This window comes from Mycobacterium sp. NTMscope_Eco_3 (genome assembly GCF_976985685.1).
In genome coordinates this window covers 4,577,835-4,593,812 of record NZ_CDRJYZ010000001.1, presented here as the reverse complement: position 1 = coordinate 4,593,812, position 15,978 = coordinate 4,577,835, and the positions used below count along the sequence as shown (strand labels likewise).

11 protein-coding genes are annotated in these 15,978 nt (G+C 70.9%); 4 read left to right on the top strand and 7 right to left on the bottom strand.

The features are described 5' to 3' along the window. Nucleotides 1-15: 15 nt before the first annotated feature. From AC0KTM_RS21255 to AC0KTM_RS21235, 5 genes are read right to left on the bottom strand one after another with little or no spacing between them, the layout of a single operon-like run. Entirely contained in the window at nt 16-756 is a 741-nt protein-coding gene (locus AC0KTM_RS21255) for a TVP38/TMEM64 family protein (RefSeq protein ID WP_225328344.1), read from the bottom strand. Further along, nucleotides 753-2,474, bottom strand: a complete 1,722-nt coding sequence (gene recD / locus AC0KTM_RS21250; RefSeq protein ID WP_374109709.1) for an exodeoxyribonuclease V subunit alpha — start codon at nt 2,472-2,474, stop codon at nt 753-755. The genes AC0KTM_RS21255 and recD overlap by 4 nt, the downstream gene beginning before the upstream one ends. Further along, on the bottom strand, nt 2,471-5,773 hold the full coding sequence (gene recB, locus AC0KTM_RS21245) for an exodeoxyribonuclease V subunit beta (protein ID WP_472416599.1): 3,303 nt from the start codon (nt 5,771-5,773) through the stop codon (nt 2,471-2,473). The genes recD and recB overlap by 4 nt, the downstream gene beginning before the upstream one ends. Beyond that, on the bottom strand, nt 5,773-9,081 hold the full coding sequence (gene recC / locus AC0KTM_RS21240; RefSeq protein WP_472416597.1) for an exodeoxyribonuclease V subunit gamma: 3,309 nt from the start codon (nt 9,079-9,081) through the stop codon (nt 5,773-5,775). The genes recB and recC overlap by 1 nt, the downstream gene beginning before the upstream one ends. A 40-nt stretch (nt 9,082-9,121) precedes the next feature. Beyond that, on the bottom strand, nt 9,122-9,988 hold the full coding sequence (locus tag AC0KTM_RS21235; protein ID WP_225328341.1) for a cyclopropane mycolic acid synthase family methyltransferase: 867 nt from the start codon (nt 9,986-9,988) through the stop codon (nt 9,122-9,124). Between the two features lie 151 nt (nt 9,989-10,139). Here AC0KTM_RS21235 and AC0KTM_RS21230 point away from each other — a divergent pair, with 151 nt between their 5' ends. Genes AC0KTM_RS21230 through AC0KTM_RS21215 form a run of 4 tightly spaced genes read left to right on the top strand, consistent with a single transcriptional unit; the run spans nt 10,140 to nt 12,957 of the window. After that, nucleotides 10,140-10,655 (top strand): nitroreductase family protein, encoded by a 516-nt coding sequence (locus tag AC0KTM_RS21230; protein ID WP_225328340.1) that lies wholly within the window; start codon nt 10,140-10,142, stop codon nt 10,653-10,655. A gap of 47 nt (nt 10,656-10,702) precedes the next feature. Further along, the gene (locus tag AC0KTM_RS21225; protein WP_472416595.1) at nt 10,703-11,452 is read left to right on the top strand and encodes a class I SAM-dependent methyltransferase; all 750 of its coding nucleotides are present in this window, start codon (nt 10,703-10,705) and stop codon (nt 11,450-11,452) included. A 23-nt stretch (nt 11,453-11,475) separates the two neighbouring features. After that, complete coding sequence (gene cynS / locus AC0KTM_RS21220; protein ID WP_472408530.1) at nt 11,476-11,931, top strand: cyanase; 456 nt, start codon at nt 11,476-11,478, stop codon at nt 11,929-11,931. Continuing rightward, nucleotides 11,932-12,957 (top strand): patatin-like phospholipase family protein, encoded by a 1,026-nt coding sequence (locus AC0KTM_RS21215; RefSeq protein WP_238956861.1) that lies wholly within the window; start codon nt 11,932-11,934, stop codon nt 12,955-12,957. It begins immediately after the preceding gene. Between the two features lie 90 nt (nt 12,958-13,047). Here AC0KTM_RS21215 and AC0KTM_RS21210 read toward each other — a convergent pair whose 3' ends face one another. Next, nucleotides 13,048-13,527, bottom strand: a complete 480-nt coding sequence (locus AC0KTM_RS21210; protein ID WP_225328336.1) for a hypothetical protein — start codon at nt 13,525-13,527, stop codon at nt 13,048-13,050. Beyond that, nucleotides 13,524-15,920: a molybdopterin oxidoreductase family protein gene (locus AC0KTM_RS21205; RefSeq protein ID WP_472416593.1), complete on the bottom strand. Its 2,397-nt coding sequence runs from the start codon at nt 15,918-15,920 to the stop codon at nt 13,524-13,526. The genes AC0KTM_RS21210 and AC0KTM_RS21205 overlap by 4 nt, the downstream gene beginning before the upstream one ends. Nucleotides 15,921-15,978 lie beyond the last annotated feature (58 nt).

Genomic DNA, 15,978 nt, shown 5'->3' with positions numbered 1-15,978 from the left:
GAGCGCGTTCCGGTGTTACGAATCCGGGCGCGAGGCGTGGTCGCGCTCGCGGCCGTGCCCACGCCATTTCCGGTACCCGCGATGCGCGGCGAACGCGCCGACGATGGCGCTCACGCACCACACCGCGATCGCCGCGTACGCCAGCGGCGACGACCGGTTGCCGATCGAGGCGCCCAGCGCGGTATAGACGAATGCCCGCGGAACCGAACCGATGAACGCGCCAACGGCCATCTGCCACAACGGGACTCCGAACGCCCCGAACGCGTACGAGGCCAGCGCATCCGAGATCCCGGGGACGAACCGCTGCCCGACGACCGCCCACAGTCCGCGGCGCCCGATCAGGGCGTCGACGCGGTCGGCCCGCCGCGCGCCCAGCAGCGCGCGGGCGCTGTCGCGGCCCGCCCGGCGGCCGGCGAAACTCGCCACGATCGCCGTGCCCACCGTCGCGCCCAGCGTCACGAACACGCCCAGTAGCGGACCGAACAACAACCCGCTGCCCGCGGCGAGGATCGAGCCCGGCACGAACAGCGCGCCGGCCACGGCCGAGACCACGACGTAGGTCAGCGGGGCCGCCGGCCCGGTGGCCGACACCACCCGCCGGATCTCCTCGATGTCGATGACGTGCGCGACGGCCACCAGATAGAACACCACGGCCAGAAACGCCGCGAACACGGCGAGCCGCACGAGGGGGCCGCGCCGCGACACGGGTTGCGTTGTGGGGGCGGGACCGTCGCCGTCGTCCCCGCCGGCGGTCACGTCGCGGCGGCGTCGGCCCGCAGCCGCTGCCGCAATCCGGTGGCCCGCATCGCCCGGCGCTCGATCGCCGCGCGCACCGAGGCCTCGGGCCCCACCACCCGCACCCTGGTCTGCGCCCGGGTCACGGCCGTGTAGAACAGTTCCCGCGTCAGTAGCCGCGAATCCTCCGGCGGTATCAACACGGTCACCTCATCGGCCTGGCTGCCCTGACTCTTGTGGATGGTCATGGCGTGCATCGTCTCCACCTCGCCGAGGCGGCTGGTCGCGAAGTCTAGCGGCCCGGCCGCGCCGGCGATGACCGCCCGCAGGCCCTCCGCGCCGGCGACCGCCACCCCGGTGTCGCCGTTGTAGAGCCGCAGCCCGTAGTCGTTCGCCGTCACCAGCAGCGGGCGCCCGGCGTACCACTGCGACCACGCCGGCTGTCCGGTCGCCTCGGCAATCCACTTCTGCACCAGCGTGTTCCAGTGCGCCGCCCCGTACGGCCCCTCCCGGTGGGCGCACAGTAGCCGGTGTTCGTCGAGCGTGGCCAACGCCTCGTGGGTCGCGCCCAGCAGCGCGGCCGACCGTAGCCGCAGCGCGTGCGCGACCAGCACCTCGCGCAGCCGGTCGGCCGGGCGCGGTGAATCCACCCACTCGACATGCTCACCGCCGGCCGCGAGCAGCTCCACCACCCGGTCCGCGTCGCCGACCCGGATCGCTTCGGCCAGCGCGCCGATCGACGTGCCGAATCGGTGCGGCGTGCGCAGCGCGGCGACCCGCACGTCGTCGCGGGCGGCCAGCCCGTCCACCAGGTCGGCCAGCACGGCGCCCGCCTCCACCGACGCCAACTGGTCCGGGTCGCCGACCAGAATCAGCCGGGAATCCGGCCGCACCGCCTCGGCCAGCCGGGCCATCATCGTCAACGAGACCATCGACGTCTCGTCGACCACGACGACGTCGTGCGGCAGCCGATTGGCGCGATTGTGCCTGAACCGCACCGACGTATCGGGCCGGGGACCCAGCAGCCGGTGCAGCGTGGTCCCCGGCAGGCCGGCCAGGCGCGCCCGGTCCACCGCGCCGAGCCCTTCGGCTCCCGCGGCCACCGCCTCGGCCAGCCGGGCGGCCGCCTTGCCGGTCGGCGCCGCCAGCGCGATCCGGGGTCGCGACAGGCCGGCCCGCTCGGCGTGCTCGACCAGCAGCGCGAGCAGCCGGGCGATCGTCGTGGTCTTCCCGGTGCCGGGGCCGCCGGTCAGCACGGTCACCGCCTGCGACACCGCGATTTCGGCGGCCGCCCGCTGCTCTTCGAACCCGGGGCCGAAAAGCCGGTCATAGCTTGATGATTCGACGGATACGGGGGCGGCCGAAAGGGCCAGCAGGTCGGTGCACACCTGCTCCTCCTCGAGCCAATACCGGTCGAAGTACAGCAGATCGCCGAAGAACCGCAGCACCGGCGGCGGCCCCAGCAACGCGCTGGCCCGCACCGCCGCCAGCCAGTCGTCGGCGCTGGGCCACGGCAGGTCGGCCTCGCCGACCTGTGCGGGCGCCGCGCGCAGATCCACGCACACCGAACCGCCCCGCAGCGCGCGCACTACCAGCGCGACCGCCAGCGCCACCCGCTCGTCGGATTCACCGGTCAGCGCGGTGAGCCGTTGCGCCACATGGATATCCGCGGCCTCGAACACACCGGCGTCGCTGAACGTGCGCAGCAACCCGGTCGCGTACATCACCTCCACCGTCACGCGGGCACCGCCCGGGCGTCGAGCAGGTCCGACAGGGCCGTGATCAACGACGGCGGCGGGCGCAAACTGAAGACGCCGGCCGGGTGCCCGTCGAGCACCGGGGTGTCCGCGCCGCACATGCCGCGCACGAACAGGTACAGGACACCACCGAGGTGCCGGCCCGGGTCGTAATCGCCTACCCGCCAACGCAAGAACCGGTGCAGCACCGCGCAGTACAGCAGCGCCTGCAGCGGATAGTCCGAATGCAGCATCGCCTCCGCCATCCGTGGCCGGTCATAATCGGCGGCCGTCAGCGGCCGCTCCGGATCCCCGAGCCGGTTGGTCTTGTAGTCCACCACCACGAAGCGGTGCCCCGCGCCGTCGGGAACGCGGAGCACCGCGTCGATCGAGCCGGTGAGGTACCCGCGCAACGCTTGGTCACCGAGCGCGGGGTCCGTCAGCCGATCGGCATAGGAGGCCAGCGGATCGTCGGCCGGCAGGTGCTCGCGCAACAGCGGCGCCAGATCCGCCAGCCGGGCCTGCGGTCCCGCCGACGGCCGGTCGCCGCCGGCCAGGGGTAGCTCGAAGTCCAGTTCCCGCAACCGATCCGACAGCCCGATGTGGCGCAGCGTCAGCCCACCCGCCAGGGGCCCCAGCGGTGTGTCGTGCATCGGCACCATCGCGGACGCCAGCTCCTCGGGCGCCGCGGCGACCGGCCACCACGCCGAATGCTCCCGGATGTGCGCCTCCAGCTCGGCGGCCAGGTCCGCGGCGAAAGGGTCGGCCGTCTCCAGCACGGCGTGCACCAGGGAGCCGAACGTCGCGCCCGCCGGAAGGTCCGCCATCGGCGAGGGCACGTCCGGCCCGGCGACCGGGGAGGTCAACGGGATGTCGCCGACCTCGTCGTCGAGTCCGGCGACGTCGGGTTCGCTGCTGACCCCGCTGGCCTGAGCCAGCCGGATCAGGCCGGAATAGGAGGTGCGCCGCCAGGTGGTGTCGATGGCACGGTGGAAGTGGCGGCTGTCCAGGTGCCTGGGCACCGGCGCCGGCGGCAGCGACGGGGCGGGCGCCACCACCGAGTCCTCGATGACCGGCCCGCCGGCGGTCTCCCACTCGCGCAACCGGGCCAGGGCGTCGTCGTCGGAGACCTTCGCGGGTTCACATCGGTCCGGAACGACCGGATCGCCGGGCCGTCGGCCGCGCAGCAGCCGCGACAGGCCGCCGTTGGGTTCGTTGTACGCCGGTGACCACCACGCCACCACCTGGGTCTGCGCCCGGGTCAACGCGACGTAGGTCAGCCTGCTGTCATCGCTGGCGTCCTCTTTACGGCCCAGCCGCTCAACGGTTTTGAAGTCGGGGCTGTCCTTGCCGCCGACGTGCAGGCAACGCGTGCCGTCCTCGTCGTGGAACAGCACCACATCGCTGTCCTGGGTGTTGCGGTTGAACGCGAACGGCAGGTACACGATCGGGTATTGCAGGCCCTTGCTGACGAAGACGGTCATGATCTGGACGGCGGCGGCGTCGCTGTCGAGCCGGCGGTTGCGTTCGGGGGCGCCGCCGCGCTCGTCGCGTTGCCGGCGCAGCCAGTCGCGCAGCGCCGGCAGGCTGTAATGCTCGCGGTGCGCGACCTCCTGCAGCAGCTGGGTGACGTGCGCCAAGTCGGTCATGTGCCGCTCGCCGCCGCGCCAGCCGAGCACGCGGTCCCGCATCCCGAGCAGCTGGGCGGCTTCGAAGATGGCGGCGACGCCGCGTTCGCGCGCGTGACCGGCCCACTCCCGCAGCGTTTTTGCGATCCGGTCCGTGAGGGCGTCCCCGCCGGCCGCCAGCGTCTGGGCCGTCTCGCCGAAGAACATCGTCGCCGCGGCGGCGCGCACCATGCCGGGCCGGTGCGGTTGGTCGAAGGCCTCCAGCAGGCATAACCAGTCCTCGGCGGCCTCGGAGGTGAACACGTCGGTGTTGCCGGTGTAGACCGCGGGAACGCCCGCGGCGCACAAGGCCTCGAAGCAGGCGTGCGCGTCCCGGTGCCGTTCCACGATGACGGCGATGTCGCGGGCCTGCAGGGGTTTACCGTCGAACGTGGCGCCGGCGGCGAGCAGGGCGCGGATGTCGGCGGCGAGGTCGGCGCCGATGTGTTCCCGCAACTCGTCGATGGGCAGGTTCTGAATGCCGCGGCGACCCAGGGTCTTTCGCGACACGACCCGTAGCCGAAACGGATCGTTGCGGGGCGCGCCGGCGAGCCGATGGCCCCGGTGCCGCGCGCCGACGTCGTGCACCACGATCGCGGGATCACCGAGCTGGGCGCCGCGCAGTACCACCTGTAGCCGCGCCACCAGCGCGGAATCGCTGCGCCAGTTGGTGTCCAGCGTCATGCGCCGGCCGGCCGTCGCCGCCGCCCGCAGGTAGGTCACGATGTCGCCCCCGCGGAACGCATAGATCGCCTGTTTGGGGTCGCCGATCAGGATCACGGTGGAGCGCCCGCTGAACGCGCGGTCGATCACCTGCCATTGCACCGGGTCGGTGTCCTGGAACTCGTCGACCATGACGATCGGCCAACGCTGATGCATACGCAGCCGGGCGGGGGAGCCGTCGGCGGCCAGCGCCTCGGCCAGCCGGGTCAGCAGGTCGTCGTAGCCGAGGACGCCGAGGCGGCGCTTGCGCGTATCGAGCTCGGCCAGAACGTCATTGGCGAAGCGGAGGCTGACGGCGGCCCGCGAATCGGGGTCCGGGTCGCGCGGCCGCAGCTGGGTCGACGGGTTGTTGACCACCTCGCGGGCCAGCCGCAGCGCCTCGGAGTAATGCAGCGCCGGGTCGTCGCGTTCCTGCCCGAAGTGCGCCAGGTACAAGTCGTCGACGATCTCGGTCACCAGATCGTCGAGGTTGTCGAGCAGGGTCACGCTCGCGGCGGTGTCGCCGGCCACCCCGAGCGAGCGCAGCACCAGCTGGCAAAACTGGTGGGTGGTGGCGATGGTCGCCGCGTCGAAGCCGGCCAGCGCGTCGCGGAGGCGCTGCCGGCGCGCCTCGACCTGATCGGCGGTGCCGTCCAGCAGGTACGCCACCAGCTGGTTGTCGCCGACCGTCGACGGGTCGGCGAAAGCCCTTACCGCATCGACGATTTGGCAGCGGACACGTTCCCTCAGCTCCTGGCTGGCGGCGCGGCCGAACGTGATGAGCAGCATCTGATCCAGGCTGGCCGCGCCGTCGGCGAGGTACCGCGTCACCAGGCCGGCCAACGCGAACGTCTTGCCGGTGCCCGCGCTGGCCTCCAGCACGGTGGTGGAGCGCTCGGCCGGCAGCGGGCCCAACAGGTCGAAGCGTTCCATCAGATGAGCTTCCGTTCCGCGCGCAGCATCGGCAGCCACAGCCGGGCCGCGTAGGCGCCGAGCCGGTTGTCCTCGCCGTCGCACTCCTCGCCCGGCCGCACCGGCTGCATCAGGTCTTCCAGTTGAGCGCCGCGTCCCCACGCCCGTACGTGCGCCGGCGCCTGGTCCTCGCCGGGGAAGCGGTCGCCGGACTTCCACCGCCGCCGCGCCTCGGCCGCCGGGTCGTCGCCGCCGTGGCGGGCGGCCGCCCACGCATAGGATGTCTTGATGGGCAACGGAATCGGTTCTCGTCGTCCCGCGTCGTAGATCGTCACCAACTCGCGCAGCACCTCGACGGGATCGGCGCCCGGCGGCCCCAGCCCCTCGACCCGGATGCTGGTGCCGCGGCGCATGCGGCCGATGCACACCGCCGACCAGTCGCGGCCGGGGTCGTGAGCGGTCAACGCCAGCAACGGAATCCACGACTCGAGCAGGTGTTTGCCGTCCAGCCTTGAATAGGTCACCGAGACCAACGCATCGTCATAGACCGGCGACACCGTGCCGGTGAGTCGCCGCCCGGCGCCCAGGTCGATGTCGACGTCGTAGGCGGTGGCCCCGGCCTGGCGGCGGCCTTGCCGATGCCGGATCGCCTCGATCGCCAGCGTCGCGGCCTGGTCGCGGATCTCGGTGACCTTGCGCCATCCCAGCTGGCCCGGCGGCAGTGTGCCGCGGCGCCACTCGGCTTGCCGCGCGTCGTCGGGGCTCATCCCGCGCAGGATGTCGCCCAGCATCCGGTCGCCGACGGTCCATTCTTCGAGGCCGTTGATGTCGACCGGCATGGCGTCCTGGACACCGTCGACGTCGTAGGGCAGCGTGAATTCCAGGGCGCGGAAGAAGCCCTTCACCGGGTCTTTGAAGAAGCCGACGAGGTCGGCGAGGTTGACGTCGTCCGCCGGCGGGGGCGGCAGCGGCGCCGCGATGAACCTGGGTTGCTCGGTGTGTTCGCCGGCGGCCGCCCGCGCCGCCCGCAGCACCGTGGGGTCGAAACTGAACGGCACCCCCGGCACCAGTTCGCCGGGGATGACGTTGCGAATGTCGAACGGCTGCAAGGGATGCTCGACGGCGACGCGGTGGCGCACCGTCTCCGGCGTGGTGGTGTCGAGGGTATCCAGCAATTCGGCCAGCGGCACGGCGGGCGGGCGCGGCTGCCCCGAATATTCGTTGGCGCCGGTGTAGGTGATCACCAGTTTCTCGGTGGCGGCGCCGATCGCGTCGAGCAGCAATTGCCGGTCCTCCGAACGGATGTCGCGCTCTCCGGTCATCGGGCACCGGGCCAGCGCGTCGTCCCCGTCGGCGACGCCGAGACGCGGGAACAGCCCGTCGTCCAGGCCGACCAGGCACACCACCCGGTGGGGGACCGAGCGCATCGGCACCATGGTGCACACCGTGAGGGTGCCGGTGCGGAAGTTGGCCCGCGTCGGGCGCCCGGCCAGGTGCCGGGTCAGCAGCGCGCGAATGTCGGGCAGCCGCAGCACCGTGTCGCCTCGTGGCCCGGCCTGTCCCAGGACGGCGGCGAACTCCCGCCGCACCTGACCGGCCTGCCATTCCTCGGACTCGTGCACCCGCGTCAACAGCGTGGTGGCCTCGGCGAGGGTGGCCAGCCACTCGGTCAATGTCCGTGTGCCGGTGAGGGAGTCGACCACGTGCCGAAGCCGGGCGACGAATTCGGCGAACTGGCCGGCCAAGGGCACGCGATTGCTGCTCACGTCGTCGAGCGGCAGGGTGGAGTCGATCCAGGCGTTCGAGTCGTCGGACATCGCGACGCCGGCCAATATCCGGTCGATGCCGAAACGCCATGTGTTGTGCACGAAGTCGACGTGGTAGGGCCGCCGATGCTCCTGGTCGAGTCCCCACCGGATGTTGGCCTGCCGCACCCAGCGGGTGATGGCCTCCAGATCGTCGTCGGTGAAGCCGAACCGGGCGCGCACCGGCGCGGCCTGCGCCAGGTTGAGCACCTCGCTGGCGGTCACCCTGCCACCGGCGAGCCCCAGCAGTTGGGCGGCCACAGCCAGCAGCGGATTGGTCTGGATCAGTGAGCGATCCGCCAGCCGCACCCGGAGCTGGTGGGCGGGGTGCGCGCCGTGCACCACGTCGCCGAGGCCGAAGTCGGCCACGATCAGCGGCGCGTAGGTTTCGATGTCCGGGCACATCACCAGGATGTCGCGCGGTTCGAGCGTCGGGTCGTCGGCCAACAGGCCGAGCAGCACCTCGCGCAGCACATCGACCTGGCGGGCCGGGCCGTGGCAGTTGTGGATCTGCACCGATCGGTCGTCGACGGCCAGCGAGCGGCCTTGCGGTCGGACGGCGTTGGCGGCGATGTCGGACTGGACCCAGCCGAGCAGCGTGTCCGGGCGCGCTTCCCCGGCCAGGTACTCGTCGGTCTGCGGGTCCGCCGGCAGGCCGCGCTGCAGCTCGCGCAGGTCCCGCCCCAGGGTGGCGAGCAGCGGATGGTTCACGGCGCGGTGGCTGGTGTCCTCGCGGCGGGGGATCGGCCCGCGCGTGCCGGCCAGCGCGCGCCAGAGCCGGTCGCTGGGGTGCGGCAGCCACAGGTGCAGCTCGTGGTGGATGGCCAGGGCGGCCAGCAGCTCGGAGTCGGTGCGGGACAGCCGGGTGTGCCCGAACAGCGACAGCCGCGCGGGCAGGTCGCTGGGCGCCGCGGACAGCCGCGCGAGGGTCTTGGCGTGGCGAATGTGCGGTGGATCGGCCGCGACGCGCGACACCAGCGCCCGCCACAGCTCCGGCTGCCAGCGCAGGTCCTCGTCGAGGTCGCCGGGGCCGCCGTCGGACCAGTCGATCAGCAGTTGCGGGCGCTGCCGCGCGTAGGAGGCGAACAGCCCGGCCAACCGGCGCGCCACCTCGTAGCGCCGGCCCCGGCGCAGCTCGGCCTCCGCGCCGGTGTGGAAGTGACCGAGATGGGTTGCCAGCGTGCGGCACCACGGTTCGTCCAGCGAGTGATCGATCGCCTCCAGCAGGGGCCACACCATGGCCTCCGGCGACCACGGATCGTCGTCGGCGGTGCCGGCGATTTCGGCGATCAGCGAGCCAGGACTGCGGAAGGAAACCCCGGCGCACACCCCGCCGGAAACCCCGCCGCCGCGCGCGCCACCGAGCACATGCGACAGCCGCTGGCTGAGCCAGCGCTCCACCCCGCGCGCCGGGACCACGACGAGCTCGGCGGCGAACGGGTCGGCCGGGGGATCGGCCAGCAGAGCGCCGAGGCCGTCGGCCAACAGATCGGTGCGCTCGGCGCGGTGCAGATGAAGCGGCATTGCGCTGTCACGATAAACCCCGGCGCTCGGGGCCGGGCGCCTACTTCGCCAGCGTGAACTGGTTGACGTCGATGTAGCCCGTGCGGAACGCGTCGGCGCACCCGGTCAGGTAGCGCATGTAGCGCTGGTAGACCTCTTCGGACTGGATCGCGACGGCCTCGCTGTGGTGGGCCTGCAGCGCCTCGGCCCAGTGGTCGAGGGTCCGGGCGTAATGCAGCTGCAGCGACTGCCGGCGTTTCAGGTTGAAACCCATCTTCGACGCGTGGAACTCGACGATCTCGATCGCCGGCAACTGGCCGCCGGGGAAGATCTCGGTGGCGATGAACTGGTTGAAGCTGGTCTGCTCCTCGGTCATCGGCAGGCCGCGCTCGACGATCTGCTGCGGGGTCAGCATGGTGATGGTGTGCAGCAGCATCACCCCGTCGTCGGGCAGGACGCGGTGCGCCATCGCGAAGAAGTCGTCATAGCGGTCGTACCCGAAGTGCTCGAAGGCGCCGATGGAGACGATCCGGTCCACCGGCTCGTCGAACTCCTCCCAGCCGTGCAGCAGTACCCGCCTGCTGCGTTCGGTGTCCATCGCGTCGAAAAGCTTCTGCACGTGGGCGGCCTGGTGGGCCGACAGCGTCAACCCGATGACGTCGACGTCGTACTTCTCGATCGCGCGGCGCATGGTGCCGCCCCAGCCGCAGCCCACGTCCAGCAGCGTCATCCCCGGCCGCAGTCCCAGCTTGCCCAGCGAGAGGTCCATCTTGCGCAGCTGCGCCTCTTCCAGCGTGATATCTCGGCCGCGGTCCCAATATGCGCAGCTGTAGGTCATGGTCGGGTCGAGGAACAACCGGAAGAAGTCGTCCGACAGGTCGTAGTGGGCTTGGACCTCTTCGAAGTGCGGCGTCAGGTTGTCTGCCACGGCGGCTACCCGCCTTTCTGACTTGGGGGCATTCGGTTGTTCACGAGCGGCAGGCCCGGGTGGTTCACCAGGATTTTCCCGATTTGGCCGTGCGCAAACTTCGGCGAGCGTCGTCGATACTGGGGAAAACAGCCGACCGGGAGGGGATCAGATGGACGCTTGGGACGCGATCTGTGCGCGGCGCAACGTGCGCGAGTATCAGCCGCGCGCGATCACCGACGAGGACCTCACCCGGATCGCCGAAGCCGGCTGGCGCGCGCCGTCGGCCAAAAACCGTCAGCCCTGGGACTTCGTCATCGTCACCGACCGCGCCCAGCTGCAGGAGCTGTCCACGGTCTGGCGGGGCGCCGGCCACATCGCGGCGGCGCCGGCCGCGATCGCGATCGTGGCGCCGGTGCCGCCCGACGAGCGCCGGGTGGTCACCGACAACTACGACATCGGCCAGGCCACCATGGCGATGATGATCGCGGCCACGGACCTGGGGATCGGGACCGGTCACTCGTCGGTGGGGGATCAGGAGAAAGCACGCGCCATCCTGGGCGTTCCCGACGATCACCTGGTGGCTTTCCTGCTCGGGGTGGGCTATCCCGCCGATCGTCCGCTGCGCCCGATCCGCACCCCGAATCGCCGGCCGTTTTCCGAGGTCGTGCATCGCGGCCGGTGGTGAGAGCGTGAAAAACCCTCGGCGACTTGCTCAGTCGTAAGCTGAGGGGCGTGCATGACCATCAGGGCGATTACGGGGTCGACGGGTCCTTTCACAAAGTCTCGGCACGAACCCAGGCGATAGGCATCGGCGCCCAGGCCGCCGCCCTGGCCGTGTGGGCGGGGATCAGCTGGGCGCGCGGGAAGCGGCTCAGGGCGGCGCTGGCCGCGGCGTCGAGCGCCGGCATCGCGGGGAACGCGCTCCTGTACATGTACGCGACGCGGTCCGGGAAATTCGTTGTGTGGGACCGGGTTCTGCGCGATCTGCGGCTCGCCGGCGACGAGACGGTGCTCGACCTCGGGTGTGGGCGTGGCGCGGTGCTGCTGGCCGCGGCCAAGCGGTTGCCGCGGGGCCGCGCGATCGGTGTCGATCTGTGGCAGGCGGACCAGACGGACAACTCGCGGCAGGCCACGCTGGCCAACGCGGTCGCCGAAGGCGTCGCCGATCGCGTCGAGGTGCACACCGCCGACATCACCGCGCTGCCGCTGGCCGACGAGAGCGTCGATGTGGTCGTGAGCAACCTGGCCATCCACAACATCGACGGCCACGCCGGCCGGCGACAGGCGCTCGACGAAGCCGTGCGCGTGCTGCGGCCGGGCGGCCGGCTCGCGATCGCGGACCTGTGGGAGACGCGTCAGCACGCCGAGCGGCTGCGCGAACTGGGCTGGCGCAATGTGCGGCGGCGCAACCTCGGCTGGCGGATGTGGTACGGCGGCCCGTGGTTCTCCACGCCGCTGGTCACCGCGACCAAACCGGGCTGACGGCGGCGTGCATGCTGGGACCCATGACGAGAAGCGAACTCACCGAACAGATCGTCGTCGCGCGCCTGGCGAAGGGGCTGACGTGGCAACAGCTGGCCGACGCCGTCGACAGGCCGGTGGTGTGGACCACGGCGGCGCTGCTCGGACAGCACCCGATCCCGGTCGAGCAGGCCAAGGTCCTGGCCGAGATGCTCGGCCTCGACGAGTCGGCGGTGCCCGTGCTGGCCGCGGCGCCCATGCGGGGTGGCCTGCCCACCTCGGTGCCGACCGACCCGACCGTCTACCGCTTCTACGAGGCGCTGCAGGTGTACGGCGGCGCCCTCAAGGAGCTGATTGCCGAACAGTTCGGCGACGGGATCATGAGCGCGATCAACTTCAGCGTCGACGTGCAGAAGATGTCGCACCCGTCCGGTGACCGCGTCGTGGTCACGTTCGACGGGAAATTCCTTCCCTACCAATGGGTTTCGTCGGAGCAATAGATGGGACCCGAGGCAGACGACCCGAAGCCCGTTGATCTCGTGCTTTCCGGCGGGGGCGTCAAATTCATCGGTCTGGTGGGCGCGATCGTCGCGCTGATGGATGCCGGGTATTCGATCAAACGGGTGTCCGGCGTCTCGGCCGGTTCGGTGGTCGCGGCGATCCTGGCGGCCGGCTCCAACGACGGTCAACTGACCGGCGCGCAGGTCAAGGAGCTCGCCTTCTCGGTCCCCCTGCGTAAGTGGCGCGACGCCGGGCCCGTCCCCTACCTCGGGGCGGCCTGGGGGCTGGTCACCGATTCGAGCATGTACCGCGGCGACGTGGCCCACGACTGGATTCGCAGCGAGTTGAAGAACTTCGGGGTCACCTGCTTCGGCGATCTGCACCTCGACGACGACGGCCTGCTCGACGGGCGGCGCGACAAGCTGGTGGTCACCGTCGCCGACCTGACCGCGGCCCAGCTGGTGCGGTTCCCGTGGGACTATCGACGGCTCTACGGCCTGGACCCCGACGAGCAGCCGGTGGCCGACGCGGTGCGCGCCTCGATGGCGATTCCGTTCTTTTACCGCCCGCTCAAGCTCACCGGCGCCGACGGCACGACGTCCACCCTCGTCGACGGCGGCGTGCTGTCGAATTTCCCCATCGACACCTTCGACCGGCCCGACGGCAGGGCGCCGCGCTGGCCGACGTTCGGGGTCACGGTCCTGCCGAGGCTCACCGAAGGCATCGGCGCCGTGATGCCGGCGCTGAAACCGTTGCGCTTCTTCGAACAGACGGCGTTGCTGGAAAGCCTGGTCACCACCATGCTGGCCGGCCACGACCAGACCCATCTCAGCCAACCGTGGGTCGCGGCGCGCGCGATCCCGGTCGAATCGACCGATGTCGGCGTGCTCGACTTCGACATCTCGAGGGGCCGCCTCGAAGAGCTGTACCAGAGCGGCTATGCCGCGGCGCAGGCGTTCCTGTCGACGTGGGACTGGCCGGCATATCTGGACCGGTTCCGGGTAAACCGTCGCCCCGCCGGGTGAAGTGACGGCTCGGCGCGCACGTGCCAGACTGGCGGCGAGGAGGCGAGACGAACGCGGTGGCCGCTGATGGTGGCCACCGCGTTCGCCGTTTCAGTTCATCAACACTTGCGGCGAAAGCTCTTTGAGCATCGCGTTGGCCCAGCGCATCTGGCGCAGGGTCTCGGGATGACAGCGCGAGGCCAGGCCCAGCAGTTCGGAATCCTTGGCCGCCTGGGCGCCCTGGGCCAGCAGCTCCCAATCCAGCGACACCCCCGCCGACAGCCGGTGAATCCGGCGCAGGTCGGCGAGCAGCACCAGGCCCGGCTCCGGCCGGTGCCGCAGCAGCCCGCTGAGCCGGGATTGCCAAAAACCCGTGATCGCGCCGGTGCGGGGATCGGCGGACAGGTGCAGGCCGTAATGGCGGCCGTGCTGCGCCAGTTCGGCGAGGTGATGGCGTGACCACCCGGCCAGGTCCTGCGCCAGGTGGCAGACGTCCTGGTCGCTGTGGTGTCGCGCGGCGACCACGTTGAGTTCGTGGGCCAGTTTGCGTTCGGAGCGGTGCAGTTCGCGCAGCGCCATTTTGAGCTTCACGCCTGACCCCCCATCGGCAGGGCTTCGGCAACCGCCGCGGGCGGCGCGGCAGCGGCGCCGTTCCCACCTACTCGCCGCACCCGGCTTTTCCGCAGCCGGGCGGCGGCCGTCTTGTAGATCGGCTGCTTGGACACCGGATCCCAATCGGTCATCGTGAGCTCGTTACCGGCCCGGTGATGACCGCCTGCTCCGGTGTCCCAGTAGCCGTAATGGAAGGGCACGAACAGCACGCCGTCGCGGATGCCGCAGATGCGCGCGGGGCCCATGACGCAGCCGCGCGGCGTGCTCACCTCGACCAGCTCACCCTCCGCGATGCCCAGCCGGCGCGCGTCGCCCGGCGACACCTCGACCCACACCTCGGGTGCGGCCTGCTGAAGTTGCTGTGCCCGTGCGGTTTTCGTGCGGGTGTGGAAGTGGTAGACGGTGCGGCCGGTGATCAACGCGAACGGGAACTCCGGGCTGGTCGGCTCATGGGGAGGGACGTATTCGGCCGCCTTGATGATCGCCCTGCCGTAGGGGTTCATCGAGCGGTATTCGTCGGGCTGCAGCGGGGCGCCCGTGATCAGGTCCTTGCCGTACGCCTCGCAATAGTCGGGTTTCGCCCAGAACTTCGCGTCGGCGTAGAGCCGTTCGGTGCCGTCGGGATGTTCGGCGTTGCAGGGCCATTGGATGCCGCTGCCGCCGCGCAGCTTCTCGTAACTCAAGCCGGTGTAGTCGCACGGCCGGCCCGCGCTGCATTTCTTCCACGCCTCGAACGCCGACTCGGCATCGGTCCAGGGCGGGAAGGGTTGACCGTCCTTGTCGCGGAAGTCCATCCGGCGCGCGTAGTCCAGGAAGATGTCGAGGTCCGAGCGCGCGGAACCCGGTGCCTCGACCGCCTTTTCGGACAGGTGCACGGTGCGGTCGGCATTGGTGAACGTGCCGGTCTTCTCGGCCCACGCCGCGGCGGGCAACACGACGTCGGCCAGCGCGGCGGTTTCGGTCAGGAAGATGTCCTGCACGACGAGGAAGAGTCGCTCCTGGGAGAAGATGTCGCGGATGCGGGCCAGCTCCGGCAGCGACACCAGAGGATTGGTGGCGGTGACCCACAACATCCGCAGCGTCCCCTCCTCGGCGAAGCGGAACATCTGCATGGCGTGCGTGGGCGGGGCGTAGTGCGGAATCTGCAGGGGCTCGAGGTTCCACAACTCGGCCAACTCGGCGACGTGAGAGTCGTTGGACCAGTTGCGGAAACCGGCCAGATCCCCGTCGGCGCCGCATTCGCGGGTGTTCTCCGCCGTCGGCTGCCCGTTCATCTGCAGCACGCCGCAGCCGGGCTTGCCGAGCATGCCGCGCACCAGGTGAATGTTGTTGACCTGCACGGCCGCCGCGGTGGCCTGGTGCGACTGGTAGAAGCCCTGCAGCACGGTGGACAGCAGCCGCTGCGCCGTGCCCAGCAGCCGGGCGGCATGCCGGATGTCCTCGGCGGGCACGCCGCAGATCTCGGCGACCCGCTCGGGTCCGAACCCTTCGACGCGGCCGCGCAGCTCGTCGAAACCCACTGTGTGCGAGTCGATGTAGTCCTGGTCGATCCAGCCGTTGCCGACGATCTCGTGCAGCAGCCCGTTCATCAACGCGACGTTGGTGCCCGGCAACGGCGCCAGGTGGACGGTGGCGCGCCGGGCGACCGGCGTCAGCCGCGGGTCGACGCAGACGATCGCCGGCGGCGCGCCGCCGTCCAGCCGGTCCAGCATCCGCGCCCACAGCACGGTCTGCGTCTCGGCGACGTTGTGCCCGAACAACGCGATGACGTCGGCATGGTCGACATCGGTGTAGGACCCCGGCTGGCCGTCGCAGCCGAACGATTCCTTCAGCGCCTCGGCCGCCGTCGCGGTGCACAGCCGGGTGTTGCCGTCGACGTGGTTGGTGCCGATCGCCCCGTGCGCGATGGCGCCCTGCGTGTAGTAGGCCTCGAGGAACAACTGCCCGGAGGTGTAGAAGCCGATCGAGCTGGGGCCGTAGCCGTCGAGCAGCCGCTTGCTGCGGTCGACGATCCGCCGCATCGCGGTGTCCCAGTCGCACGGCTTGAGCTCGCCGTGCTCCCTGATCATCGGGGTGGTGAGCCGGTCGGCGGAGGCGTTGGCCTGCCAGCCGAACAAATCCTTGGGGTCGAGCCGGCCATGGTTGACCCGGTCGACGGCGCGCCCGCGCACGCCCACGATCCGGCCGTCCTTGACGGCGATGTCCAGACCGTCGCCGTTGGAGTGCAGCACCGCCGCCGATTGCACCCAGCGATCCACCGACTCGGCGGTGATCCCGTCGGCCAGGTAGGTGTCGACTCGGTCCGGCCATCGGGTGCCCGGCTCATATGGGGTGCGCGTGCCCCAGGGGTCCGCGATGCGATCAATAGCCACAGGCCAGGACTTCCCCGGCAGCGGGCCGCGAAACCACCTGGGCCCGGCGCGCTCAGCG

Excerpts from the sequence above, each read along its gene's own strand:
- recB (WP_472416599.1), bottom strand. The coding sequence starts at position 5,773 with ATGGAACGCTTCGACCTGTTGGGCCCGCTGCCGGCCGAGCGCTCCACC.
- recC (WP_472416597.1), bottom strand. The coding sequence starts at position 9,081 with ATGCCGCTTCATCTGCACCGCGCCGAGCGCACCGATCTGTTGGCCGAC.
- AC0KTM_RS21230 (WP_225328340.1), top strand. The coding sequence starts at position 10,140 with ATGGACGCTTGGGACGCGATCTGTGCGCGGCGCAACGTGCGCGAGTAT.
- cynS (WP_472408530.1), top strand. The coding sequence starts at position 11,476 with ATGACGAGAAGCGAACTCACCGAACAGATCGTCGTCGCGCGCCTGGCG.
- AC0KTM_RS21215 (WP_238956861.1), top strand. The coding sequence starts at position 11,932 with ATGGGACCCGAGGCAGACGACCCGAAGCCCGTTGATCTCGTGCTTTCC.